At 58.4% G+C, this 23,847-nt stretch carries 22 protein-coding genes; 19 read left to right on the top strand and 3 right to left on the bottom strand.

What is annotated here, in order from left to right; genetic code table 11:
- The first annotated feature begins 116 nt into the window (after positions 1–116).
- On the top strand, positions 117–1,865 hold the full coding sequence (locus tag L6990_RS09970; protein ID WP_237203979.1) for a GTPase: 1,749 nt from the start codon (positions 117–119) through the stop codon (positions 1,863–1,865).
- A 1-nt stretch (position 1,866) separates the two neighbouring features.
- Entirely contained in the window at positions 1,867–3,582 is a 1,716-nt protein-coding gene (locus L6990_RS09965; protein WP_237203978.1) for a dynamin family protein, read from the top strand.
- 136 nt (positions 3,583–3,718) lie between these two features.
- Here the strand turns inward: L6990_RS09965 and L6990_RS09960 are convergent, their stop codons facing one another.
- Positions 3,719–4,435, bottom strand: a complete 717-nt coding sequence (locus tag L6990_RS09960; RefSeq protein ID WP_237203977.1) for an IclR family transcriptional regulator — start codon at positions 4,433–4,435, stop codon at positions 3,719–3,721.
- 215 nt (positions 4,436–4,650) lie between these two features.
- On the opposite strand from L6990_RS09960, the gene leuC reads away from it, so the two are divergent.
- From leuC to L6990_RS09930, 6 genes are all read left to right on the top strand, one after another.
- Complete coding sequence (gene leuC, locus L6990_RS09955; RefSeq protein ID WP_237203976.1) at positions 4,651–6,072, top strand: 3-isopropylmalate dehydratase large subunit; 1,422 nt, start codon at positions 4,651–4,653, stop codon at positions 6,070–6,072.
- Between the two features lie 46 nt (positions 6,073–6,118).
- Positions 6,119–6,706, top strand: coding sequence for a 3-isopropylmalate dehydratase small subunit (leuD, locus tag L6990_RS09950; RefSeq protein WP_237203975.1), 588 nt, complete (start codon positions 6,119–6,121; stop codon positions 6,704–6,706).
- 234 nt (positions 6,707–6,940) lie between these two features.
- The gene (gene murA / locus L6990_RS09945) at positions 6,941–8,263 is read left to right on the top strand and encodes a UDP-N-acetylglucosamine 1-carboxyvinyltransferase (RefSeq protein ID WP_237203974.1); all 1,323 of its coding nucleotides are present in this window, start codon (positions 6,941–6,943) and stop codon (positions 8,261–8,263) included.
- Position 8,264: 1 nt separating this feature from the next.
- The gene (locus tag L6990_RS09940) at positions 8,265–9,041 is read left to right on the top strand and encodes a lysophospholipid acyltransferase family protein (RefSeq protein ID WP_237203973.1); all 777 of its coding nucleotides are present in this window, start codon (positions 8,265–8,267) and stop codon (positions 9,039–9,041) included.
- 25 nt (positions 9,042–9,066) lie between these two features.
- The gene (locus tag L6990_RS09935) at positions 9,067–10,152 is read left to right on the top strand and encodes an NAD(P)H-dependent glycerol-3-phosphate dehydrogenase (RefSeq protein WP_237203972.1); all 1,086 of its coding nucleotides are present in this window, start codon (positions 9,067–9,069) and stop codon (positions 10,150–10,152) included.
- A gap of 63 nt (positions 10,153–10,215) precedes the next feature.
- Entirely contained in the window at positions 10,216–11,343 is a 1,128-nt protein-coding gene (locus L6990_RS09930) for a D-alanine--D-alanine ligase family protein (protein ID WP_237203971.1), read from the top strand.
- A gap of 65 nt (positions 11,344–11,408) precedes the next feature.
- Here the strand turns inward: L6990_RS09930 and L6990_RS09925 are convergent, their stop codons facing one another.
- Positions 11,409–11,948: a DUF3515 domain-containing protein gene (locus L6990_RS09925; protein ID WP_237203970.1), complete on the bottom strand. Its 540-nt coding sequence runs from the start codon at positions 11,946–11,948 to the stop codon at positions 11,409–11,411.
- Between the two features lie 144 nt (positions 11,949–12,092).
- Between L6990_RS09925 and L6990_RS09920 the strand changes: the two genes are divergently transcribed.
- The 6 genes from L6990_RS09920 (at position 12,093) to L6990_RS09895 (ending at position 19,057) form a co-directional block, all read left to right on the top strand.
- Entirely contained in the window at positions 12,093–13,004 is a 912-nt protein-coding gene (locus tag L6990_RS09920) for a hypothetical protein (RefSeq protein ID WP_237203969.1), read from the top strand.
- A gap of 20 nt (positions 13,005–13,024) precedes the next feature.
- The gene (thiL, locus tag L6990_RS09915) at positions 13,025–14,041 is read left to right on the top strand and encodes a thiamine-phosphate kinase (protein ID WP_237203968.1); all 1,017 of its coding nucleotides are present in this window, start codon (positions 13,025–13,027) and stop codon (positions 14,039–14,041) included.
- The gene (locus tag L6990_RS09910; RefSeq protein WP_237203967.1) at positions 14,022–14,960 is read left to right on the top strand and encodes a DAK2 domain-containing protein; all 939 of its coding nucleotides are present in this window, start codon (positions 14,022–14,024) and stop codon (positions 14,958–14,960) included. Before thiL ends, L6990_RS09910 begins: the two co-directional genes overlap by 20 nt.
- A complete protein-coding gene (locus L6990_RS09905; protein WP_237203966.1) occupies positions 14,957–17,794 on the top strand; it encodes an ATP-dependent DNA helicase RecG in 2,838 nt (945 codons plus the stop codon). The genes L6990_RS09910 and L6990_RS09905 overlap by 4 nt, the downstream gene beginning before the upstream one ends.
- Positions 17,795–17,903: 109 nt before the next feature.
- Entirely contained in the window at positions 17,904–18,467 is a 564-nt protein-coding gene (gene rsmD, locus L6990_RS09900) for a 16S rRNA (guanine(966)-N(2))-methyltransferase RsmD (RefSeq protein WP_237203965.1), read from the top strand.
- Between the two features lie 20 nt (positions 18,468–18,487).
- Positions 18,488–19,057: an LURP-one-related/scramblase family protein gene (locus L6990_RS09895; RefSeq protein ID WP_237203964.1), complete on the top strand. Its 570-nt coding sequence runs from the start codon at positions 18,488–18,490 to the stop codon at positions 19,055–19,057.
- Here the strand turns inward: L6990_RS09895 and L6990_RS09890 are convergent.
- Positions 19,054–20,220, bottom strand: a complete 1,167-nt coding sequence (locus L6990_RS09890; RefSeq protein WP_237203963.1) for an aminotransferase class I/II-fold pyridoxal phosphate-dependent enzyme — start codon at positions 20,218–20,220, stop codon at positions 19,054–19,056. The two genes, L6990_RS09895 and L6990_RS09890, sit on opposite strands and share 4 nt — an antisense overlap.
- 162 nt (positions 20,221–20,382) lie before the next feature.
- Here L6990_RS09890 and coaD point away from each other — a divergent pair, with 162 nt between their 5' ends.
- From coaD to mutM, 5 genes are all read left to right on the top strand, one after another.
- The gene (gene coaD, locus L6990_RS09885) at positions 20,383–20,856 is read left to right on the top strand and encodes a pantetheine-phosphate adenylyltransferase (protein WP_237203962.1); all 474 of its coding nucleotides are present in this window, start codon (positions 20,383–20,385) and stop codon (positions 20,854–20,856) included.
- Between the two features lie 232 nt (positions 20,857–21,088).
- Complete coding sequence (locus L6990_RS09880; RefSeq protein WP_237203961.1) at positions 21,089–21,571, top strand: YceD family protein; 483 nt, start codon at positions 21,089–21,091, stop codon at positions 21,569–21,571.
- 33 nt (positions 21,572–21,604) lie between these two features.
- Positions 21,605–21,808, top strand: a complete 204-nt coding sequence (gene rpmF / locus L6990_RS09875) for a 50S ribosomal protein L32 (RefSeq protein WP_237203960.1) — start codon at positions 21,605–21,607, stop codon at positions 21,806–21,808.
- A gap of 38 nt (positions 21,809–21,846) precedes the next feature.
- Entirely contained in the window at positions 21,847–22,506 is a 660-nt protein-coding gene (gene rnc / locus L6990_RS09870; protein ID WP_237203959.1) for a ribonuclease III, read from the top strand.
- 156 nt (positions 22,507–22,662) lie between these two features.
- Positions 22,663–23,649, top strand: a complete 987-nt coding sequence (gene mutM, locus L6990_RS09865) for a bifunctional DNA-formamidopyrimidine glycosylase/DNA-(apurinic or apyrimidinic site) lyase (RefSeq protein WP_237203958.1) — start codon at positions 22,663–22,665, stop codon at positions 23,647–23,649.
- The last annotated feature ends 198 nt before the right edge of the window (positions 23,650–23,847 follow it).

Below are 23,847 nucleotides of genomic sequence, written 5' to 3'. Positions count from 1 at the left end.
AACCTCCACTCAAACGAGTGGAGGTTTTCTTTTTCTCTAGAGCTACTACGCCACACTAGCGCTGTTTTACCCTGCAGTTCACTCTTTCCCCAAGCCCTGCGTGCAAGAATAGATTCGTGCACAACGAAACTATCACTCACACTTTGCAGGGCGTTCGCGATGCCCGCCATACACTTGCCGCAGCGCACTTTCCCTTGGAAACCGGGGGAGCAGGAGCTGCCCGTGAGCTGGCCCGTAAAACAGTAACCCAGCTCGATGATTACATCATCCCTAAACTCTCCAGCCTTGACGCCCCGTTGACTGTGGTGGTTGGCGGTTCAACCGGTGCCGGTAAATCTACGCTGGTGAACACCCTCATCGGTGAGCCGGTGACCCGGTCCGGCGCTATCCGCCCCACCACCCGCCAGCCGGTTCTGCTGCACCGTCCAGAGGACGCCACGGCGTTTACCCCTGACCGCATTTTGCCCACTCTGGTGCGCGTCCCCGTAGAGCCGGGTGCGGCCCTTCCCGGGGCTAATCCCCACAACGGCCAAGACGAACTGGTTATGGTGCCCGTGCCTGGCCTGCCCGCCGGTGTTGCCCTGATTGACGCGCCAGACTTTGACTCAGTTTCAGACGAGAACCGCCGTCTTGCTAAGCAGCTCCTGGCAGCTGCTGACCTGTGGCTCTTTGTTACCACCGCTAACCGCTACGCCGATGCTGTGCCTTGGGAGATCCTGCGTGAAGCAGCTAAACGTGATATCACCATTGCCGTGGTGCTTAACCGTGTACCTGAGGGCTCTGAAGATGAAATTGAAGCTGACCTGACCCGTATGTTGGGCGAAGCCGGTATTACTGCCGCTCTGATTATGTCTGTTACGGAGCAAGACCGTGATGAGCGAGGTCTGCTACCCGCCGTCGCGCTGACCCCGCTGACCTTTTGGTTGCGTAGCCTAGGTGCTGACGCTGATGCTCGCAGCGCCATTGCCCGCCGCACACTGGAGGGCGCGGTGCGAGGCGTGGCTGGCCAAACACACCAGCTCGCTGACGCCCAGCGGGAGCAGGAAGACGCCGAGCGAGCTCTGCGCCAAAACCTGAATGACGCCTACGCCCACGCCTTTGAAAACGTCAAGGAATCCACTAAAGACGGTCAAATGTTGCGCGGTGAGGTGCTCACCCGCTGGCAGGATTTTGTGGGAACCGGTGAGTTCTTTCGCTCGGTGGAAAGCACCGTCGGCAAAATCCGCGACCGTATCTCAGGTTTCCTGCGTGGAACTCCACCCACTAAGGCCGTCGAAGTTGAGCAGGCTCTAGAGGTTGGCCTGCATTCGGTAATTATGGAAGAGGCCGCTGCAGCGGCCGAAACTGTTCAGCGCCGCTGGCTCGAGGACCGAGCCGGTCGTGCTCTGCTAGCAGGTGAGGATCTGGGGGGTCAGGGTAAAGACTTCCCTGAGGAAATCGCTGAAAGCATCCGTGCCTGGCAACAGGATGTTATGGACATCATCTCCCAGGAGGGTGCCGACAAACGTCAGAAAGCACGCTTCATGTCGCTGGGGGTCAACGTCACCGCTGTGATTCTGATGATTGCTGTCTTCTCCATGACCGGTGGCTTAACCGGTATTGAAGTGGGTATCGCTGGCGGCTCAGGCGTCGTCGGTCAGAAGCTCCTGGAAGCAATCTTCGGTGAGGACGCCGTGCGCCGCATGGCCAACCGAGCTCGTGAAACCCTGGAAGCCCGCGTCAAAGAACTGTTGGACCGCCACGCCCAGCGTTTTGAAGACCGCTTGAACAGTCTAGAGATGGGGCCGGACCACCAGGCGCTTGAAGATGTAGCAGTTACCCTCACCTCAGCTGGTGAGACCATGATGGCTGGGGAGCAGAACTAAGATGGCTGAGACCAAGAAAGACCAGAGCCACACTGCTCTAGCCTTGCGCGTTGCCGCTCTTGAAAAAGCGGTAGAGCTGGGCACCGACCGCTTAGAACCAGAACTTCTGCACCGAGCAACCGACGTCCTAGCGCGCACCGGAGCCCGCCGTGAGCTCTCTGCCGAGCACACCGTCATCGGCTTTTTTGGTGCAACGGGTTCTGGTAAATCAACTCTCTTTAACGCCGTGGTCGGCAAAGAAATCGCCAAGAGCGCTGCCCGCCGCCCCACCACATCAGTTGCTCAGGCTGCGGTCTGGGGTAGGGCCGGGGTTGAGCCCCTGCTGGACTGGCTGGGCGTTGAAAACCGCACTTACATGGACGAGGATGCCGCCGAAGCCACCGAAGCTCTCAACCGCGCCGACGTGCCTGTCACCGTGGGTATGTGGAATAAAATCCGCAAATCTGTGGGTCACGCAAAAACAGAAGAGGCAACCGGCGGCCTAGTGCTGCTTGATCTGCCGGACTTTGACTCGGTGGAAGCCTCCAACCGCGTCATCGTTGAAAAAATGGCGCAGTGCGTGGACGTGCTGGTCTGGGTCATGGACCCCCAAAAATACGCCGATGCCGTTATCCACCAGGACTTCATTGCTCCGCTCGCGTCCCACGGTGCTGTTACCCTAGCTGTTCTGAACCAGGTGGACCGTTTGGATCCCGCAGAAGTGCCGGCGGTTCTTGATTCGCTCAAACTTCTGCTGGCTCAGGACGGGCTTTCTTCCACTCTGGTTGCTGACCCACTGGCAGTCTCAGCCCGTACCGGTGAAGGCGTGCCCCGTCTACGCGAAGTTCTGGGGCAGGTAGCCGTAGCGAAGAATGCCGCACTAGAACGTATCGATGCTGACTTGCGCACGGTGAGTGCTGATCTGGGCCGCCAGGACGGCGGCGGGCAACCTCGCGGAATTACCCACGAGAATACTGAGCAACTTGAAGCTGGGATATACGCCGCCTCAGGCGCAGATAGCATTGTGAAGGCTGCGGCTAACTCCTATAAGTTGCACGCTGCTGAGAAGACCGGCTGGATTGCAACCCGTTGGTTGCTCAAGGCTCGGAAGGATCCTCTCAAGCGTCTGGGCCTGCACAAGGAGCACGATGGCGCACCGATTTCTAAGTCTTCTCTGCCTCCACTGGGCGCCGCTCAGAAAGCAGCAATGAGCACCTCTCTGCGTACCTTTGCGGGTGATGTTTCTGAAGGCGTGGATGAACCCTGGAGCCACAGTATCAGGGATTCAGCTCGCACCTATGAAGACCAGTTGCCGGGTGAAATTGAGCGTGCTATTGCCACCGTTCACTATGATGCTGGCAGGAAACGCTGGTGGTGGCAGATGCTCAACGTCTTCCAGTGGCTGGGTATCGTTGCTGCGCTTGTGGGTCTGCTCTGGCTCACCGGTCTAGCCCTTGCTACCTACTTCCAGATCGTCCTGCCGGAGCCACCTACAGTTGAAGGTTTCCCCCTGCCGGTCCCAACCCTGCTGGTTATCACGGGTCTACTGCTGGGCATCGTGATAGCCATGCTGGGCAGACTCATCGCAGCAGCCGGGCACCGCATGTATGCCCGCGGAATCACCCGTCAATTGGAACGCAACGTCGCTGACGTCGCTCAACGAGCTGTGGTGGCACCGGTCGAAGATGAACTCAACCGTTTAGCTGACTACCGGGCAGCGCTAGAGCAAGCTCGATAACCACGGGCTGTCAGCACAGTCAGATGAAAGTATGCTGACCTCAGCCCACAATCAAAGGTGGCCTTTGAATCGGACAAATTCTAGTCCGAGTCAAGGGCCACCTTTTCTGATCTACAGCAGGGGTCCTGGCTGCAAATTAGCTACGCAGTGCCTCAGTGAGGGCTGCGGCAGCCTCACAGACCACTTCTGCGTGTAGCCTGCCGGGCTGGCGGGTGAGGCGCTCGATAGGCCCTGAGATTGAGATAGCTGCAATAACCTTGCCAGCGGGGGAGCGCACAGGGGCTGACACCGAGGCGGTGCCGCGCTCGCGCTCGCCAACTGACTGCGCCCAGCCACGGCGTCGCACCGCAGCTAGCATGGTGGCAGAGAAGCGGGCGTTGTGCAGGCTCTCAACGAGACGCGCTTGCTCTTCCCAGGCAGTGAGAATTTGAGCTGCAGACCCAGCCTTCATGGAAAGCTGGGTGCCCACGGGGATGGTGTCACGCAGGCCAATGGGGCGTTCTGCTGAGGCAACACAAACGCGCCAGTCGCCCTGTCGGCGGAAAACCTGGGAGGACTCCCCGGTGGCATTGCGCAGATTGTTGAGCACGGGCCCGGACGCTGCGATGAGGCGGTCTTCGCCCGCGGCAGATGATAGTTCGCCCAGGCGTGGGCCCAGTATGAACCTGCCCTGAATGTCTCGGGCTACTAGACGGTGGTGGGTCAGAGCCACGGCCAGTCGGTGGGCGGTGGGGCGGGCGAGGCCGGTTGCTTCAACCAGTTGGGAGAGCGAGGCGGGGCCAGCTTCAAGGCAATCGAGAATGTGGGCGGCTTTGTCGAGGACGCCGACGCCGGAGCTGCGGTTTTCCTGCATGTGGTCAGTCTTTCACCTGGTGGAGACGCACGGGCGGTGCGGTCTCTTATCGCGGTCAGTGTGTGTTTCTGGGTGTGAAACCGTGTGGCTAGGATTGTGTCCGTCTATCTATCATGACTTCTCATATTCTGATATGCAAGTTCAGTTATTGGAAAGTTATAAAAAACAGCGTCACACTGGTGTATGACACTACTTGTTTTGTTAATGGAGGACTCATGGATGGTGTAACGGGTATTAAGCCCCGCACCCTGGCGGAGAAGGTATGGGACGCGCACACCGTAGTGCCCGGCAAGGACGGCAAGCCCGATCTTCTCTACATCGATTTGCACCTGGTGCACGAAGTTACCTCACCACAGGCTTTTGAGGGTCTACGCCTGGAAGGACGCCCTCTGCGTCGTCTTGACCTCACCATCGCAACTGAGGATCACAACACCCCCACCGAGAATATTTTCTCTACGATTGCCGATATCACCTCGCGCACCCAGATTGAGACCCTTCGCAAGAACGCTGAAGAGTTTGGAGTGCGTATTCACTCTCTGGGTGATGCTGAGCAGGGTATCGTGCACGTGGTTGGCCCCCAGCTGGGTCTCACCATGCCCGGTATGACCGTGGTCTGTGGTGACTCCCATACCTCGACCCACGGCGCTTTTGGGGCGCTCGCCTTTGGCATCGGCACCTCAGAGGTCGAACACGTCATGGCTACTCAGACGCTGCCCCTGGCACCCTTTAAAACCATGGCGATTAATGTTGAGGGAACGCTGAAGCCCGGTGTTACGGCCAAGGACATCATCCTGGCAGTAATCGCCGAAATTGGCACCGGTGGTGGCCAGGGCTACGTGCTGGAATACCGTGGTTCTGCTATTCGCGGTCTCTCTATGGAGGGGCGTATGACCATTTGTAACATGTCCATCGAGGCAGGTGCCCGCGCCGGCATGGTGGCCCCCGATGAAACGACCTTCGAATACGTCAAGGGCCGCCCCCACGCACCCACCGGTGAGAACTGGGAAGCTGCGGTGGACTACTGGAAGACCCTGCCCACCGATGCGGGCGCCACTTTTGATCGTGAAGTCTTTATCAACGCTGATGAGCTGGAGCCCTTCGTCACCTGGGGTACCAACCCCGGCCAGGGCGTCCCCCTCTCCCAGTCTGTTCCTTTCCCCGAGGACTTCGGCGATGAGAACGAACAGAAGGCTGCTAGCCGTGCCCTGGACTACATGGGCCTAACCGCTGGTACACCGATGAAGGACATCCCCGTCGATGTAGTCTTCCTGGGCTCCTGCACCAACTCCCGCATTGAGGACCTGCGCGCTGCCGCCGAGATTGTTAAGGGCCAGAAGCTGGCTGAGGGCGTGCGCATGATGGTTGTACCCGGCTCCCAGAAGGTGCGAGCCCAGGCTGAAAAAGAAGGCCTGGACCAAATCTTCAAGGACTTCGGCGCCGACTGGCGTTTTGCAGGCTGCTCTATGTGCCTGGGTATGAACCCTGATCAGCTGGCACCGGGGGAGCGTTGCGCCTCAACCTCCAACCGCAACTTTGAAGGACGCCAGGGTAAGGGCGGGCGCACCCATCTGGTGTCTCCTCTGGTCGCCGCCGCTACCGCCATCCGCGGCACTCTCTCATCACCGGCAGACCTGTAGGCCCTCTTTGAATGAACCCGGTAAGCCCGGGTGGAACGGATTTTTCATGGAACCCATTAAGAAGCACACCGGCATTGGCGTGCCCCTGCGTGCCTCCAACGTCGATACCGACCAAATTATCCCCGCCGTTTACCTCAAGCGCGTTACTAAGACCGGCTTTGATGACGCCCTGTTTGCAGGCTGGCGTAAGGATGAAAACTTCATTCTCAACCAGGAGCCCTACCAGCACGGTAGCGTGCTGGTGGCTGGCCCTGACTTTGGCACCGGGTCCTCCCGCGAACACGCGGTCTGGGCTCTCAAGGACTACGGTTTCCGCGTGGTTATCTCAGCCCGTTTCGCTGACATCTTCCGCGGTAACTCAGGCAAGCAGGGCCTGGTTGCTGCCCAGGTAGACCAGGGCAACATCGAACTGATCTGGAAGCAACTCGAGGCAGAACCGGGCACCGAAGTCACCGTGGACCTTGAATCCCAGACTGTGACCGTGGGTGCACTCACCGTACCCTTTGAAATCGATGACTATGTGCGCTGGCGCCTCATGGAAGGGCTTGACGATATCGGGCTGACCCTTCAGCACGAAAAAGCTATCACTGAATTCGAAGCTTCCCGCCCAGCCTGGTTGCCCCGCACCCAGTAGTTAAACCAGTTCTACGAAGAGCCCACAAGGACGCCGGCGACTCACCTGCCGGCGTCCTTTTGCTCTTAGCTGAGAGGTAACCATGGCATCTGCCGACGCCTGGACTAAGTGTGCTGGGGGCCGAATTTGTACCTGTAGGAGTGCTTATTACCGGCAATACATCTCAGCTGCACATGAGAACATCACTTAACGGGTAAACTTACCGGGTAAGAAACTTTTTCAGATTGGATACACATGGTCAGCGCACTGCGTATTGAAGGTGGCACCCCTCTTAAGGGCGAGATTAACGTCCGCGGTGCTAAGAACTTGGTCCCCAAGGCAATGGTTGCTGCTTTGCTTGGCTCAACCCCCTCAGCGCTCCGCAACGTCCCTCAGATTAAGGACGTTCAGGTCGTCACTGACCTTGTTGAACTGCACGGTGTATCCGTGGATTACAACATGGAAGCCGGCGAGCTACGTATGGATCCCAGCAAGGTATCCGTAGCTAACCACACCGACATCGAAGTTCACGCCGGTGATTCCCGTATTCCCATCCTTCTGTGCGGCCCGCTGCTGCACACCATTGGTGAAGCATTTATCCCTGATTTGGGCGGCTGCAAAATTGGCGACCGCCCCATTAACTACCACCTGCGCGTTCTAGAGCAGTTCGGCGCCAAGGTAGAGAAGCTGCCCACCGGCATTAGCATGCGAGCTCCCGCGGGCGGGCTTCAGGGCGCAGCTATTGAGTTGGAATACCCCTCGGTAGGCGCCACCGAGCAGGTTTTGCTGGCTGCTACCCGCGCCAAGGGTAAAACCGAGCTCAAGGGCGCGGCCATTGAGCCCGAAATCATGGATCTCATCTCTATCTTGCAGAAGATGGGCGCCATCATCACCGTTGAAACCGACCGCCAAATCATCATTGAGGGCGTGGACGAGCTCACCGGCTACAACCACTTTGCAATGCCTGACCGTAATGAGTCAGCCTCCTGGGCCTCCGCTGCGCTTGCAACCCAGGGCGACATCTTCGTGCGCGGGGCCAACCAGAAGGATCTCTCGACCTTCATTAACGTCTACCGCAAGCTTGGTGGCGGCCTGGATATTCAGGACGAGGGCATTCGCTTCTTCCACAAGGGCGGGCACCTCAACCCCCTCTTCGTAGAAACCAACGTGCACCCCGGTTTCATGACCGACTGGCAGCAGCCCCTGGTAGTTGCTATGACTCAGGCAATGGGCGTTTCAGTACTTCACGAGACCGTTTACGAAAACCGTTTCGGCTTTACCGACGCCCTGGTGCGCATGGGCGCCTCAGTGCAGCTGCACCGAGACTGCCTTGGTCCCGCAACCTGCCGCTTTGGCCACAAGAACTTCCTGCACTCAGCGATCATCACCGGTAAAACCCCTCTGCGTGGCGCTGACATCAATGTGCCTGACCTGCGCGGCGGTTTCTCCCACGTGATTGCAGCTCTCACAGCTGAAGGCACCTCAAACGTCACCGGCGTTTCGGTCATTGCCCGCGGCTACGAGCACTTTGCTGATAAGCTCACCGCCCTGGGCGCCAACTTCGAGGTCACCGCTTAAGATGGCTGCCAAGAGCTCCTCACTGGGTGATATCAGTCCTACAGCTAAGGGTGATGCGGTGTACCGGTTGGCAGGGAACCTGCTCAGACCGCTCTATCACCTGCCCATGAAGATTGATATCACCGGCATCGAGAATCTGCCGAAAGAGGGCGGCTACATCGTGGTCTCCAACCACCTAACCGTGGTTGACCCGATCACTGCAGCCTACCCCCTCTTCATCAGGGGCGTTTTACCCCGGTTTCTTGCCAAAGAGGGGCTCTTTCGCGTGCCGGTTCTGGGGTGGCTCATGCGCCAGTGCGCTCACATCCCCGTCAGCCGTGGCTCCGCGCAGGCCGGTAAGTCCCTGGACGTTGCGCGCAACGTCCTGGATGCCGGAGGGGCGGTGCTCATCTTCCCCGAGGGCACACTTACCAAGGATCCAGCGCAGTGGCCGATGACCGGTAAAACCGGTGCAGCACGCCTTGCTTTAGCAACCGGTGCCCCCGTCATTCCCATCGCCCACTGGGGCGACCATGAATTTTGGCCGCGTGGTGGAAAGCCTCGCTTTGGGTTACCCCGCAAGAAGGTGCAGATTGTGGTGGGCGACCCCGTTGATTTGAGCGACCTTCAAGCAGACGCTGAGCCGGGAGCTAAGCAGAACCGCCAGCAACTGGCGGACGCTACCACCAGAATGCTGGATCGTGTCACTGACTTGCTCGAAACCATTCGCGGTGAAAAGGCGCCAGCCGGGCGCTGGAACGCCGTGCTAGGTGTGCGCCAAGCACCCGAGAACAACTAGAACCCCCAGGAGCAAAAAGGCAAGTATGAGCACTTCTCTTCCATCAAAAGTAGCTGTTCTTGGTGCCGGTAGCTGGGGCACTGCCTTCGCCAAAGTAGTGGCGGACGCAGCTACCGCGGCGGGAAGTAACCGTCAGGTGGTGCTTTGGGGGCGTAAGCCCGAAGCAATGGCGCAGATGGCCAGCACTCGCGTCAACGAGCCCTACTTTCCCGGGGTAAAGCTACCGGATAATCTGGATTTCACCTCAGATGTGGAAGAAGTCCTGAATGGTGCGCACATCGTTGTTCTAGCGATCCCAGCTCAGGCGCTACGAGCGCAGCTTGAAGTTTTTGCACCCCTGCTCGAGCCGGACGCTGTTCTGGTTTCACTCGCCAAGGGCCTCGAGATGGGTAGCGGTCTGCGCATGAGTGAAGTGATCATTGAAGTTCTGCAGAGCCACCTGGTAGCCACCGGCGCTCCCGCCGAAACTATCTCTGCTGTCGCTGACCGAGTCACCGTGCTCTCTGGGCCCAACCTTGCCAAAGAAATTATCGTTGAGCAGCCCACCACATCTGTGGTGGCAGCTACCACCCTGGAAACAGCGCAGAAGGTAGCTTCAGTCTGCGCAGCAGACTACTTCCGCCCCTACACCAACACCGATATTGTTGGTGTTGAAATCGGCGGGTTGGTTAAGAACGTTATCGCGCTCTGCGTAGGAATGTGCGAAGGAAAGCAGTATGGGGACAACTCTAAAGCTTCGGTGATGACGCGTGGACTAGCAGAAACAACCCGCCTCGCCCTGGCACTGGGCGGCAAGCTGGAAACCATGAGCGGACTAGCTGGGATGGGCGACCTCATCGCTACCTGCTCATCCCCGCTCTCACGCAACCACACCGCTGGCCGCCTCCTTGCAGAAGGTATAGAGCCAGACCAGCTGCACACCGTCATGAGCCAAACCGCTGAATCCATCAAATCAGCGCCGGTTGTGGCAGAACTCGCGCGAAAAGTGAAGGTCGAAATGCCTATCACTGAAGCAGTGGTAGCAGTTTTGAACCGTACAATATCAGTTGAGCAGCTGGCACCGGCGCTGCTGGGTAGAGCGCTCAAATCAGAGAGCGATCACACTAGCTAGCGGTCGCCGAACAAGGCCAGTTCAATCTACCGATCGTCTCAGACCACCTATCGTAAGGATGCCATGACTCTTTCGAGCCAGAAGCCCACCGTCGCACTCCTGTGTGGTGGCCGCTCATCGGAGCACTCGATTTCTTTGATTACCGCCCGCGGTGTGCTTGGAGCTATCGATCATGAGAAGTACAACGTCGTCACCATTGGTATTACCCGCGATGGACGTTGGTTTTTGACCGATGAAGATTTTCTGAACCACCTGCTGGAAGAGAACGCTCTGGCAGATTTCCCTGCTGAGGGCAAGCAGGTCTTCCTGCCCCTGGGCGGGGGAGACAACCGTCTGCGACTTATTGACCCCAAGGACGAAACCCACGTTGAAATGGGCCCTGCCATTGACGTGGTCTTCCCGCTGCTGCACGGCCCCTTTGGTGAGGACGGAACCGTTCAGGGTCTGCTAGAAATGGCTGACCTGCGCTACGTGGGCTGCGGTGTGGCGTCCTCAGCCATTGGCATGGATAAGCACTTCATGAAGGTTGCTTTTGAAGCCGCCGGCCTGGCGGTTGGGCCCTATGAAGTGGTCACCCACCGCCAGTGGGTACAGAACCCTGAACAAGCTCGTGAGCGTATTCAGGCACTAGGCTACCCAGTCTTCGTGAAACCCGCACGCGCGGGGTCCTCCTTTGGCATTACCAAGGTGGATTCTGCTGAGCAGCTCGATGCCGCCATTGAAGAAGCACACAAGTATGACCCCAAACTTGTCATCGAAGCGGGAATCCTGGGGCGAGAAATTGAGTGCGCTGTGCTCGATGGCCGCCGATTGGCTAACCCGCTGGCTTCACATCCCGGTGAAATCGTGATGGTGGATCAGGAACACAGCTTCTATGATTTCGAGTCTAAGTACGTCTCTAAGACCAGCGCAGAAACTCGCTGCCCCGCAGACCTTCCTACCGACGTCGCCCAGCAGCTACGAGAGCTGGCCGTTGAAGCTTTCCTGGCAATAGACGGGGAGGGCTTATGCCGCGCCGACTTCTTCTACACAGAAGACGGGGAGCTGGTGATTAACGAAGTTAACACCATGCCAGGCTTCACCCCCATTTCCATGTATAAGACGATGTGGGAGAACACCGGGGTCAGCTACGCTCAACTGATTGACGAACTCATCACCCTGGCTCTTGAACGCCCGCTCGGCCTACGCTAAGACAAAACCCCGCGTTATGACTCATGAGTGAAAACGCGGGGTTTTACTTTTGTGCTTATTGCTGCTTATGCAGTTGAGTCAGCAGTCTCTACGTCAGAGAGAGTGTCATCAATATTGGTACATTCTTGCTGTTGAGGGATCTGGCCAACCGCCGAAGCTATTTCTGCTAGCAGAGTTGATGAGGATACCTGGTCAGCATCGAAGGTGATTTGGACGGCGGGTATGCGACCGAATGTTTCAGCCACCCAGGTGCCGGTGGCGCTTTGCTCACCTCTTTCAGCAATCTGTTCATCGGCTGGTTTGATAATCCAGTCAATACCGTTGACCGAAGCGCAGGGGTCTGCAACCGGCGCGGTCGGTAAATTAACGCCGCATTTAAGGACGGCCACGGTAGGCTCCCCCCAGGCAGTAGTAGCCTGGGCAGTGGTCTCACGCTGGTCAAAACCACCGAGCTTTTCTGGCATAGCGACCATAGCGTAGGCACATACTGGGTTAGCTGCGTCCTCGGCTGGCTGCAGGTTAACAGCTCGTGGGCCACACCCCGAAAGGGCTAAAGATAGAGAGCAGACTGCAGTGAGAAAGGTGGTCTTGTTGAGCGTGTTCACCCGTCCATTCTAACGCCTGACTGCCTGTCTATATGGTGCCTTCATACCGAGCATGTTGAACCCAACATTTCAACTATGGGTAACATTCGGTAGGCTAGTACAAAAGATTGAGGAAACTGTAACCCTGTGGAAGGAGATGAGCGGATGCGTATACGCAGTGCACTAACCGTTGCCGGAGCACTTGGTGTCATGGTGCTACCCGTTGCAGCGGCAACTGAAACAGTACCTGCGCACGAGGCAACTACGCCGCCGACCGCTACCGCAACCGCTTCACCGACTCCCACACCTTCACCCAGCGCCCCAGCTGAGTTTGCCCCCGGCACCCCCTCACCGCAGCAACCCACGCCCTCTCCCGACCCAACATCGCCCCCCAATGAGAGCGTCCCGCCCACTCAGCCAACTCCTGCACCAACCTCTGAGCCAACACCAGAACCCGAACCCACCGAGGCTCCCAGTACGGTAACGGCGCCGCCCCAGCCCAGTGCGCAACCGACTGAAGAGGTGGCACCAGTCCCTGCACCGCCTCAGCCAAGTGGCGAGGCTCAGCCTCTGCCACCTGCACCTCAGCAGCCAGCTCCACAGCAAAGTACTGAAGAAGCTAAAGGAGCAGCGGCTGCTCTTTCCCCCTGGACGCTTGGCTCTACCTTCAACAGCGACCGTATAACCGGCGTTCTCACCCCGCCGCTTGCTCCCGTAGATTCTCGCGAAGCTGCGGCAGTGGCTTCTGGCAGGCTCCCTGCTTCTGTGCTTGGGTTAGCCAACCCCCAGTACGTTGAGCGGCAAAACTATGATGGCACCTCAGGGTGGGTTGAAGGCTTTCTTAATTCCAATAAAGGCCCTTTACCCCGCTCAGACTCCAGCACCGCTGCCGGTGTGGTGGGAGCAGAAGCGCGTGAAGGCGGCGTTAGCGCTATGCCCAGTGGAAACGTTTTTGAACGAGGTATAGCTATCGTGAGCGGTTCTGGCCCGCTCGTGGTTTTCACCGGAATTGCAGCATGTGGGCTTCTGCTCATCGTGGGCAACTTTATGCGCCAGAGTCGAACCGACAAACGATAGGTAAGGGCAGCCACCCCATCATGCAAAGAGCACGAGACGTCAATGAGGACCAGCTGCTAGAGGCCTTCTTACCCATCATTAAAAGTCACAACACCGAGGCTGACCGTCTCGTACTCGGCCCCAGTGACGATTGTGCTGTGCTTGATCTGCGCGACGCGCTGACAGTGTTGACCACCGATACCCAAACAGAAAACCAAGATTTCCGACGCACCTGGCCCAACGGCATGGTAACCAGCGGGTACGAGGTGGGTTGGAAAGCTGCGACTCAAAACCTGGCAGATGTTGCTGCCATGGGGGCTGTTCCGCAAACTCTGCTCATCTCTCTGACGCTGACCCCAGATACCCCGGTCCACTGGGTAGAGGATTTCGCCCGCGGAGTCACCGAATCTTGCACCGCTCAGGGGGCTGAGAGGTGCAGTATTTCTGGTGGAGATTTAGGAGCCGGAAGCGAGATTTCGGTGACGGTTACGGCTGTAGGAACCTGCCTCACCCCGGTCCTTCGTAGCGGGGCTCAAACCGGGGACGCCCTCGTCCTGGCCGGAGCGGTGGGTACTGCCGCCGCTGGCCTAGCCCTGTTAGAGAACTCTTCTAGCTACCAGCTCACTCCGGAGCTGTCTGCCTGCGTTGAAGCGCAGCAAAGACCCCGCTCACCGCTAACCATCGGTTCCACCGCTGCCCACCAGCTCACTGCCATGCTTGACGTTTCAGATGGCTTGCTGCGAGATGCTGGGAGATTAGCCCGAGCATCCTGCGTTAACATTGACATTGACGCTGCTGCTCTCTCGCTTTGGGCCACCAAAGTGCAAGAGGCAGCAAAGATATGTGCGGCACCCGGCGAGAATGCCAGTGACCTTGCCCTACACTGGGTGCTAACCGGTGGAGAAGACCACGGACTCTTGGCTACTTGCCCGGCAGACGCTATTCCTGCCGGCTTCACCAAAATCGGTAAAGTCACCGAACCTGGAGGCGCCGTGACCGTTGATGGAAAAACTTACCGTGCGAAGGGGTGGGATCACTTTGAAGCAACTGCCCGCTAACTGGTGGCTGCCCTGGCTTGTGCGCGCTCGCACCCAGCTGGTTGAACACCGAAACTTACTTAACCGCATCAACGTTTTTCCCGTGGCTGACGCTGATACAGGAACTAACCTTGTTACAACCCTAGGGCGGGCAGCTGATACCGCGGGTCTGGCCGATGAACCTGATTTCGCAAGCGCCGCACGCGCTGCGCTGCGGGGTGCACGGGGAAACTCCGGCACTTTAGTCTCAGTGTGGCTGCTGGGCTTGGCCGGTGAACTGGAGGGGCTTGATTGCCCGGATGGAGCCCAGCTACAGCGAGCGCTGCTGGCAGGTTCCCAGCGCGCCCAGAACGCGCTCAGCCAGCCTGCTGAGGGAACCGTTCTCACCGTTATGTCAGCTATTGCCGCCGTGCCTCCTACAGAAAATTTTGGGGGATACCTATCGGGTCTGGTGGCTGCAGCTGAGGTAGCTGTGCGTCAAACCGCCCATGCCGAGCACGCGCGTCACGGTTGGGTGGATTCCGGTGCCCTCGGAATGCTACTGATAACTTCTACCTTGCACACCGCGGTAACCGGTACAGAGACCACCGCTGACTTCTCTGATCTTCTGGTGCTTCCCCCAGCTTTTGAGGGCAAAAAACTGGTTGATTCAGGGGCCGCCGGCGCTGGGGCACAGCCCCAAGTGGAGGTGATGTGCACCATGCAGCTGCCGGTCTATGAGGTCACTGCCCTGCGCAGTGCCCTGGATACTGTAGGGGATTCTGTGTCCATCGCTCAGGTGCACGCAGGTAATGAGGCCCTCTGGGCTATTCACGTGCACGTAGCCGAAGAGAAGGATGCTCTGCGGGTCTTAGAAGCGGCTGGTAAGCCTCAGGACGTACGGGTGACAGCCTTGGACGCCGCCGAGCATCAGGAGCGACATGCCGGAGACCGGGCATGAGTGGTGACGCCCTTTTTGATGTGCCGGTTAGTGGCACAAGAACTAACTCGGTCAAGGCGCAGGGGCAGAAAGTTTCAAGCGAGTGGGCTAGCAAAAAACCGACCAAAACCACCAGCCGCGTCCCTGCGAGCGCCAAAGCCGGGCAAGCGTCCAGTTCTAAGGCTAAGAGCTCAGCGAAGGGTAAAACCAGCAGTAAACCTGCCCGCCGCAGAACTAAAAAGGCTGAGCCTCTGCCCGAGGAAGCGCAGCAGGCATTGGCCCGTTACGCTGCCGAAGACCGTTTAGAAAACGCCAAGCTTAGCACCTATCTGGGGCCAACCACAGCTAAATCTCTGAAGACCCATCTGGGCCTTGAAACCGTGGGGCAGTTACTGGAATACTATCCGCGAAAATACCTGCCGCGCGGGGAGCTAACCTCTTTCAGCTCTCTGATGGAAGGGCAGGAAGCGACCATTGTGGCTAAGGTGTTGAGGGTGACGACCCGCACCATGGCTTCCCGGCGCGGGTCCATCACCGAAATCACCATCACCGATCACCTTGGCGCTGATGAAACCGAGCCTGCCCAAGACTTTTCCGCTAGTTTTGCCGCCCAGTCCGGGCGCGCCAACCCGGGCGTCCCTCATCCCAACGCCTACCGTGGAGCTGCTGCACCCGCAACGTCTACCGGGCCCTACAGCAACCCCCGCATTACCGGCTCAGCTGGCTACGCACCTGGCGCTACCGGCTATGCAGACACTTACGGTGCATCTGCCAGCTACAACCCCGGTGCCGTTTTTGGGGGGTATGCAACCGATAGCTACGCTCTGGTGGGCAATCAGCGCACCATGACCCTCTCCTTCTTCAATGCCTGGACGGCTGCCCGCGAGATTCATGAAGGTGATCAGGTGATGTTCTCAGGCAAGGTAGGCACCTACCGGGGCGAGCTGACCTTGACGAACCCTCACTATGCGGTGCTCACTGACCGCAGCGCACCTGAACCGGTGGGGGAGCAGGCCATCGAACGTGCCCGAGCTAAAGCTGGCGCACCCATTCCTGTTTACCGGGCTAGCCCCAAATTTCAAACTGACCGAGTTGCTACCGCGATCGAAACCCTGCTGGACGCAGCGCCGCTCAAAGAGCTGGAAGACCCGGTGCCCTATACCGTGCGTCGAGCCCGCAAAATACCTTCCCTTCAGTGGACCTACCGCGCCGTCCACACCCCCGATACCGAGGAAACCTGGCGGGCGGCCCAGCACTCCCTGCGCTACCGTGAAGCCTTTGTGCTGCAAAGCGCCCTAGCCCGCATACGGGCAGCCAGGGCAGCACACCAGACCCTTGCCCGCCCCTTTGTGCCCGGTGGACACGCCGAGCGATTGCTGGACTTGCTGCCCTACCAACTCACCGATGGCCAGCAAAAGGTTGGCGATGAAATTAAAGATGACCTAGCATCAACCGTGCCCATGAACCGTCTGCTCCAGGGCGATGTTGGCTCGGGCAAAACCGTGGTTGCCCTGCGTGCCATGCTGCAGGTTGCAGATAGCTCTGCACAATCTGCCCTGCTAGCACCCACAGAAGTGCTGGCGGAGCAGCACTACCGATCGGTCTGCGAGATTCTGGGCGACCTTCTTGATACCTCGCCCTTGGATACGTCCCCCATTGATACTGTGAAGGATAAATTAGCCCCCGCACCGGCCTCCTCATCAAAAGCTAGCGGCAAGGTGCGAGTGCTACTTCTGACTGCATCTCTGAAAACTAAGGCTAAGCGAGAGACCCTTCTAGCTATCGCCTCGGGTGCCGCCGATATTGTTATTGGCACTCACGCCCTGTTAGCTGAGGCTGTGCAGTTCGCTAACCTGGGTCTGGTGGTGGTCGATGAGCAGCACCGTTTTGGTGTGGAACAGCGCGATGCCCTGCGCGGCCCGGGCGGTGAGCTGCCCCACCGACTGGTGATGACGGCAACCCCCATTCCCCGCACCGTGGCCATGACGGTCTTTGGTGACCTCGACATATCCGTGCTGGATCAGCTCCCAGCTGGTCGCCAGAAGATATCGACCTACGTGGTGCCACTGGCCGAAAAACCCTCCTGGGGTGAGCGTCTATGGCAACGGGCTCGGGAAGAGATTGACGCGGGCCATCAGGTCTATGTGGTGGTCCCCAAAATTGGGGGGACCGATGCCGCCAAAGACCTTGAAGCGGGGGAGACCCTTTTTGGTCCAGGGGCGCAAGAGAGCGCTCGTGATGCCCTAGCCTCCGTTGAATCTGTACTCGAACAGTTAGAAGATACCCCTGCTCTGGCAGGCACCCGCATCGCCGGCTTGCACGGGCGGATGGACACAGCCGAGAAAAACAGGGTCATGACCGAGTTCAGCGTTGGCCAGCTTGATCTGCTGGTCTCAACCACCGTGATTGAAGTTGGCGTTAACGTCCCCAACGCCACGCTCATGATTATTATAGACGCCGACCGCTTTGGCATCTCGGGGCTGCACCAGTTGCGTGGGCGTATTGGCCGAGGTTCTCTACCCGGTACCTGCCTGCTGGTGACCAAGCAACCGGCGGACGGGGTCTCACGTGAGCGTCTCACCGCAGTTGCCGGCACGACTGATGGCTTTGAGCTTTCCCGCATTGACCTAGAACAGCGGCGTGAAGGTGACATCCTGGGGGCTGCCCAGTCGGGTAAGAAATCCACTCTCAAACTGCTGCGTGCCCTGACCGATGCCAAGCTGATTGAGCGCGCCAGGGAGGACGCCTTCGCCCTGATTGAGTCTGACCCGACCCTGGCGGCTCACCCCGATTTGGCACGCACCATCGATCGTGCGCTGGATGCGGACCGCGAAGCATTCTTGGGCAGAGCCTAAACCCCCTCCGCCTGGCCGCTATCTTCTCGATGCTTCTGCCAGCGTGCGGTGCTGCCCGGCTTTGGACTAGGCTAGAGACACCCCCTTTCTCTTAACCTTTGGAGTCATTGTGAGCCGTATTGTCTCAGGTCTTGCCGGCGGTCTGCGCCTGGCCAGCGTGCCCGGTGATAACACCCGCCCCACCACTGACCGGGTGAAAGAAGCCCTTTTCTCCCGACTTCAGGGCTACGGGCTTACCCAGGGGGTACGAGTACTGGACCTCTTTGGCGGTTCGGGCGCACTGGGATGCGAAGCCCTTTCTCGCGGAGCCGTGCACGCTGATTTCGTGGATCATTACCCCAAAGCCATCACTGCTATTGAAAAGAACAGTGCAGCCGTGGCAAAGGCTGGCGGCGGTAGCTCCCGCGTGCACAAAATGACAGCCCGCAGCTACCTGAACACCTACCGGGGAGAGCCTTGGGACGTTGTCTTTGTAGACCCGCCCTACTCAGTTGATAACGGGGAGCTGGTTGAGCTTCTCGCCGTTCTTGCCCAGCATCTGGCTGATGGGGCGGTCATTGTGGTTGAACGAGCTGCCCGCACTGGCGAGCCCGTTTGGCCCAGTACCCTCGAAAAGTTTGCTGACAAAAAATACGGCGAAACAGTGCTCTACTATGTGGAGTCTGCCACCTAGCATCTTGCTAGGCTGAGGGTATGAGTAACAATGATGTCACGCCCCAGATTTTGATCAGTAACACCCTAGTCTTTCAGCAGACCAGCAGCATGCTGAGCAACGACTTCAGAATTGAGGACGCCGCCGGCAACCTGGTCGGTCAGGTGCTCACCACCGGCGGGGTTGGGGCACGCCTGCTTAAAGGCAGTCGAACCTTCGACCTGCTCGATGAACGCGGTAACCTTCTACTTCACATCAAAGACCCCTTCGACATGGGCTTTGACCGCTACGAACTCATCAACCCCGATGGCTCCTTGCTGGCCAACGTTCGCAAACAATTTTCCATGATGCGCAAGCGTCTGAGCATCGAAATGCCCGGTCTCACCCTTGAACTAGCAGGTAGCATCCTCGAATACGACTTCACCATTCGCTCCGGTGAAACGGTTGCTGCCCGGGTCAGCCGCCAGTGGGGCGGGGTAGTGGCCGGTCTGCGCGGGCGTAGCCGCTACTCGGCGTCCTTCGACCCCGCCGCTCCCCAGCCCGTTCGCCTCGCCATGGTGGGTGCACTGATTGCACTTGACCTGATGCGAGCCAAGGACGCCCGCAACTAGTGAGCGGTGAAGGCCACTAGCCTACTCACCGCTTCACGTAAGACCTCCGGCTTTTTGCAGAAGGCAAAGCGCACGTAGGAAGCAACCCGCGGGCGGAAGCCTTCGGTCACAAAAGCGGTCAGAGGAATGAGTGCTACACCTGCCAACTGGGGCAGGGCCGCGCAGAGCTCTTCCGCATCAGCAAAGCTCTTGGCTTCTAGGACCTGAGAGGCATCGGCAACAGCAAAGAAAGTGCCAGAAGGCTCCATCATCTGCCAGGGTGAACCTGCCAAGCCAGCGACCAGCAGATCGCGCTGGGCTGTGTAATTTTTTCTAAAGTCTCGGTAAAAATCGTCACCCAACGCCACACCGGTTGCCGCCGCCGCCTGTAGCGGCGCCGCGGCACTGTGGGAGAAATAGCCCTTGACCGGACGTATTGCTTCCAGCAGATGAGCCGGACCGGTGACCCAACCCACCCGCCAACCGGTCAGGGAATGAGTCTTAGAAATAGCCGATACCGCCAGGGTTCGCTCGGCGGCTCCGGGCACAGCCTGGATGGGAGTAAAATCCACACCGGGGTAATAGAGATGCTCATAGACCTGATCAGCCAAAATGAGTGCGTCATGTTGCCGCGCCAGGCCCACAATTTTCTCAAGAACCGGCCGCGAAAAAACTGTTCCGGTGGGGTTATGCGGGTCATTGACCACAATCAAGCGGGTGCGCTCGCTGAACGCAGCTTCAAGAGCTTCAAGGTCCGGTGTAAAAGTGGGAGGCAGCAACGGTACCGTTATGACGCGTGCTCCAGTTAGAGCGACTGCCGCAGGGTAGAGGTCGTAGTAGGGCTCGAAGAGGATGACCTCTTCCCCCGGTTCTACCAGTGCGGCAATGGAGGACGCCAGCGCCTCCGAGGCGCCAGCCGTCACCAACACCTGGGTATCGGGGTTGAGCTCAAGATTGTAAAAACGTTGCTGGTGCTGGGCGATAGCCTCTCGCAAGACAGGCAGCCCGGCAATCGTGGCGTACTGGTTGGCCCCTGCGCGCATAGCTTCAGCTGCGGCGTCCAGCATGACCGCCGGCCCGTCGGTATCGGGGAACCCCTGCCCCAGATTAAGGGCTCCATGCTGGTTGGCCAGAGCAGAGATTTCCTCAAAAATGGTAGACCGCCAAGAGCCATCAGCACCCATTAGACCAGTTGCCTGACCTACCCGTTCGTACGCTCGCTGAACCACAAGAACCTCGCAAAACTCGGTAATAAACTCACTCCACTGTACCCAACACCTGAGCTCCGGCGTCCCCACCCTGCCACATAGTGATCAGCCATCTCTCATACTGCTAGGCTGGGAGTCATGCAATTGGTAGTTTGCCCCGGATCATTTGACCCCATCCACAACGGTCACGTAGAAATCATCACCCGCGCCGCAAAGCTCTACGGCAGCGTTATTGTAGCGGTCGCTCATAACGCCAAAAAGACCTACCGCTTCACCCTTGAGGAACGCATCGCCATGGCAGAAGAAACTTTCGCCCTCTTTGACGATGTCACCGTAGAAGCACTACCCACGGATATGCTCCTGGCCGACTTCGTGCGCTCACGTGGCTCAATCCTCATGGTCAAGGGAGTGCGCAACGCCCAGGACTTCGAATACGAAGCACCCATGGCCAGCATGAACCGGCACGTTTCAGGCGTCGAAACGGTCTTCCTCGCCGGCGACCCCAAACACAACCACCTTTCCTCCACCATCGTCAAAGAAGTTGCAGGGTACGGCGGGGACGTGCGCGCCTTCGTCCCGCGGGCAGTGCATCGCGCTTTTGCAGAAAAATAAACCGGACGTTTTTCGGGGGGATACCGAAAGGCGCCCGTCCTGCATCAGACATGGTGGTAAGCAGTGTGTCAGGGGGAACACCGTTAAAACCGAAGCAAGCTTGAATAGTCGCCGCTAGCCACCTAGTATTGGTTCTTGGTTTAAAACATTCTTGAGGGAGTTCGTCATTTCACGAAAAGATTCATCGCCCCTGAAGATCTCCGTGCGAGATCTCAGCAAACGACCGGGCAGTATGGAAACCCTTGAAGAAGTTGTGCCAGCGCCAATTGACTTTGGTAACGCTCTAATTGGAGCGGAAGAGGGCGACGACATTGACCTCAATGTGCGCCTGGAATCCGTTTCAGATGGTATCTTGGTAACTGGTACTGCATTTGTCACCATGAACGGTGAATGCAGCCTCTGCCTAGACCCGGTTGAATTTGATATAACAGCCGATGTCCAAGAGCTTTTTGTCTTTGAGAAGGCACCTTCAGGTGGCCCCGAAGATGAAGTAGATGAGCAGTACGCCGTAGAGAACGATGAAATTGATCTCGAACCGGTACTGCGGAACGCCGTAATTCTACAATTGCCGTTCCAGCCTGTTTGCAGGGACTCCTGCCAGGGTTTGTGTTCCGAATGTGGAATCCGCCTGGAGGAAGACCCCGAGCATCACCACGAGGTACTAGACCCGCGGTGGAATTCGCTTTCTGCGTTGCTCGATGCAGACGACAAATAAAACTTAAGATAATTCAAGAGAAAAGAGATAGCTGTGGCTGTTCCCAAGCGGAAAATGTCCCGTGCTAACACCCGCGCACGTCGTTCCCAGTGGAAGGCGTCCGCTCCTCAGTTGGTCAAGACCGTTGAAAACGGTCGCGTAACCTACTCCCTGCCTCACCAGGCAAAGCTGGTCACTGACTCTGCAGGCACCGAACTCTTCTACGAGTACAAGGGCCGCAAGGTAGCTGACGCGTAAGTTTAGCGCTGATGAACAACTCTCAATCACAAGAGTTTATGAAACGCCTCGGTGTCGGTCTCGACGCCGAGGCGTTTTGTCTAGCAATGACTCACCGTTCTTACTCCTTTGAGAACGGAAACGTGCCCAATAACGAGCGTCTTGAGTTTCTAGGTGACTCGGTGCTCTCACTGGCGGTCGCCTCCGAACTCTATAAGAGGTTCCCGGATCTGGCTGAAGGTGAGCTGGTGAAGCGCCACCACGTGGTGGTCTCCACCCGAACCCTCGCGGCCTTAGCCCGCACGCTGGGCCTTGGCCCCTGCATCCTTCTGGGTAAGGGCGAAACCAAGACCGGTGGTGCCGATAAAGATTCAATTCTTGCGGACACCATGGAGGCTGTCTTCGGCGCGGTTTACATGAGCTACGGTCCCGAACGCGCTCACCAGCTGGTGCTGGAGCACGTGGGGCGGTTGCTGGACGATCAGAAAACTCTGAACGTTGGCCGTGACTGGAAAACCGAGATTCAGGAGTACGCCGCTGCCGCTGGTATCGGTGAGCCTGTTTACCGTGTTGAGGGTACCGGCCCTGACCATGCCCGCCGCTACACCGCAACGGTGCTCCTGGCAGACAAGGAACTTGGAACCGGGCAGGGGACCAGCAAGAAGGAAGCTGAGCGCTTAGCAGCTGAGGCCGCCTACTACGCTATCCACGGCAGCTAACACAGGCTCCGCCATAGAATTTCATCAGAAAGAACGTGCCTGATACGTTCGAATGTACCGCTTTGGTGACGCATTCGGGCCTAGCAGGCACGTTCTTTCTTTGCCCGGGAACACCTACCGAGGCACAATAGGGGTGACCTTAAGAATGGGAGAGCAATGCCTGAATTACCTGAAGTTGAAGTGGTGCGCCGCGGTCTTGCCGGGCACACTCTGGGTGCCACCATTGAACGGGTCACCGTGGTGGACGGACGTTCGGTGCGGCGTCACCTGGCCGGGCCCGTTGATTTTATCCAACAGCTTGAGGGCACTGTTATCGCTGATATCTGTCGGCGGGGCAAGTACCTTTGGGTCTTGCTCGCCCGTGACACTGAAGCAGCGCCCAAGGGGCAGGTGGAACCGTTTGCCCTGGTCATACACCTGGGGATGAGCGGCCAGGTGCTCCTTAAAGATCCCGCGATGGTTGCCGAAAAACACCAGAAAATCGTGCTCAACCTGGCTGGTGCCACCGATGAAGCGGGGCAGGCCGGCGACCTTGACATGCGTTTTGTGGACCAGCGTATCTTCGGCGGCATGTTCCTCGACCCCCTAACGGAAACAACCAACCGCGAGGGTGAGCCGGTGCCGGCGGCCTCCTCAAGTGCACTGAATCTGCCGCTTATCCCGGCGTCGGTAGCTCACATAGCCCGCGACCCGTTAGACCCTCACTTTGACCTGGCTGAGGTGCGCAGCAAAATGCTGAAGACCTCCACCGGCATTAAGAAACTGCTGCTAGATCAGTCCGTTATTTCAGGAGTGGGCAACATTTATGCAGATGAGGCGCTCTGGCGCGCCCGCCTGCACTACGCCAAACCCGCTAAAACGCTCAGCCCCGCGCAGACCCGCGAACTCATCACCGGCGCCACTCGGGTCATGCAGGATGCCCTCGCCCAAGGCGGCACCAGCTTCGACGCTCTCTACGTCAACGTCAACGGAGAATCAGGCTACTTTGACCGCTCCCTCTTTGCCTACGGGCAAGCTGGCAAGCCGTGCGCACGCTGCCTGGAAACGGGGCGCACCAGCATCATGGTGCGCGAACCCTTCGGGGGGCGGAGCTCCTACCGGTGCCCGCACTGTCAACGTAGACCACGCGGGGTCAAGGTATAAGAGCGTGAACTAGGCGGGCACCGATTGCGTGCCCTCTTGCATGCTCGCGCGCTCGCATCCGGGCACTTCATCCCGCACTGTCAACGTAGACCACGCGGGGTCAAGGTATAAGAGCGTGAACTAGGCGGGCACCGATTGCGTGCCCTCTTGCATGCTCGCGCGCTCGCATCCGGGCACTTCATCCCGCACTGTCAACGT

The sequence above is a fragment of the Rothia endophytica genome, assembly GCF_928381505.1.
Lineage (GTDB): Bacteria > Actinomycetota > Actinomycetes > Actinomycetales > Micrococcaceae > Rothia > Rothia endophytica_A.
Note: the sequence above shows the minus strand (reverse complement) of the source record. Positions and strands in the feature narration are given on the sequence as shown.

Bases quoted from the DNA above. Each gene is read 5' to 3' on its own strand.
- L6990_RS09965 (WP_237203978.1), top strand. From the start codon at position 1,867: ATGGCTGAGACCAAGAAAGACCAGAGCCACACTGCTCTAGCCTTGCGC.
- L6990_RS09960 (WP_237203977.1), bottom strand. From the start codon at position 4,435: ATGCAGGAAAACCGCAGCTCCGGCGTCGGCGTCCTCGACAAAGCCGCC.
- leuC (WP_237203976.1), top strand. From the start codon at position 4,651: ATGGATGGTGTAACGGGTATTAAGCCCCGCACCCTGGCGGAGAAGGTA.
- leuD (WP_237203975.1), top strand. From the start codon at position 6,119: ATGGAACCCATTAAGAAGCACACCGGCATTGGCGTGCCCCTGCGTGCC.
- murA (WP_237203974.1), top strand. From the start codon at position 6,941: ATGGTCAGCGCACTGCGTATTGAAGGTGGCACCCCTCTTAAGGGCGAG.
- L6990_RS09940 (WP_237203973.1), top strand. From the start codon at position 8,265: ATGGCTGCCAAGAGCTCCTCACTGGGTGATATCAGTCCTACAGCTAAG.
- L6990_RS09935 (WP_237203972.1), top strand. From the start codon at position 9,067: ATGAGCACTTCTCTTCCATCAAAAGTAGCTGTTCTTGGTGCCGGTAGC.
- L6990_RS09930 (WP_237203971.1), top strand. From the start codon at position 10,216: ATGACTCTTTCGAGCCAGAAGCCCACCGTCGCACTCCTGTGTGGTGGC.
- L6990_RS09920 (WP_237203969.1), top strand. From the start codon at position 12,093: ATGCGTATACGCAGTGCACTAACCGTTGCCGGAGCACTTGGTGTCATG.
- thiL (WP_237203968.1), top strand. From the start codon at position 13,025: ATGCAAAGAGCACGAGACGTCAATGAGGACCAGCTGCTAGAGGCCTTC.
- L6990_RS09905 (WP_237203966.1), top strand. From the start codon at position 14,957: ATGAGTGGTGACGCCCTTTTTGATGTGCCGGTTAGTGGCACAAGAACT.
- L6990_RS09895 (WP_237203964.1), top strand. From the start codon at position 18,488: ATGAGTAACAATGATGTCACGCCCCAGATTTTGATCAGTAACACCCTA.
- L6990_RS09890 (WP_237203963.1), bottom strand. From the start codon at position 20,220: ATGGGTGCTGATGGCTCTTGGCGGTCTACCATTTTTGAGGAAATCTCT.
- coaD (WP_237203962.1), top strand. From the start codon at position 20,383: ATGCAATTGGTAGTTTGCCCCGGATCATTTGACCCCATCCACAACGGT.
- L6990_RS09880 (WP_237203961.1), top strand. From the start codon at position 21,089: ATGGAAACCCTTGAAGAAGTTGTGCCAGCGCCAATTGACTTTGGTAAC.
- rnc (WP_237203959.1), top strand. From the start codon at position 21,847: ATGAAACGCCTCGGTGTCGGTCTCGACGCCGAGGCGTTTTGTCTAGCA.
- mutM (WP_237203958.1), top strand. From the start codon at position 22,663: ATGCCTGAATTACCTGAAGTTGAAGTGGTGCGCCGCGGTCTTGCCGGG.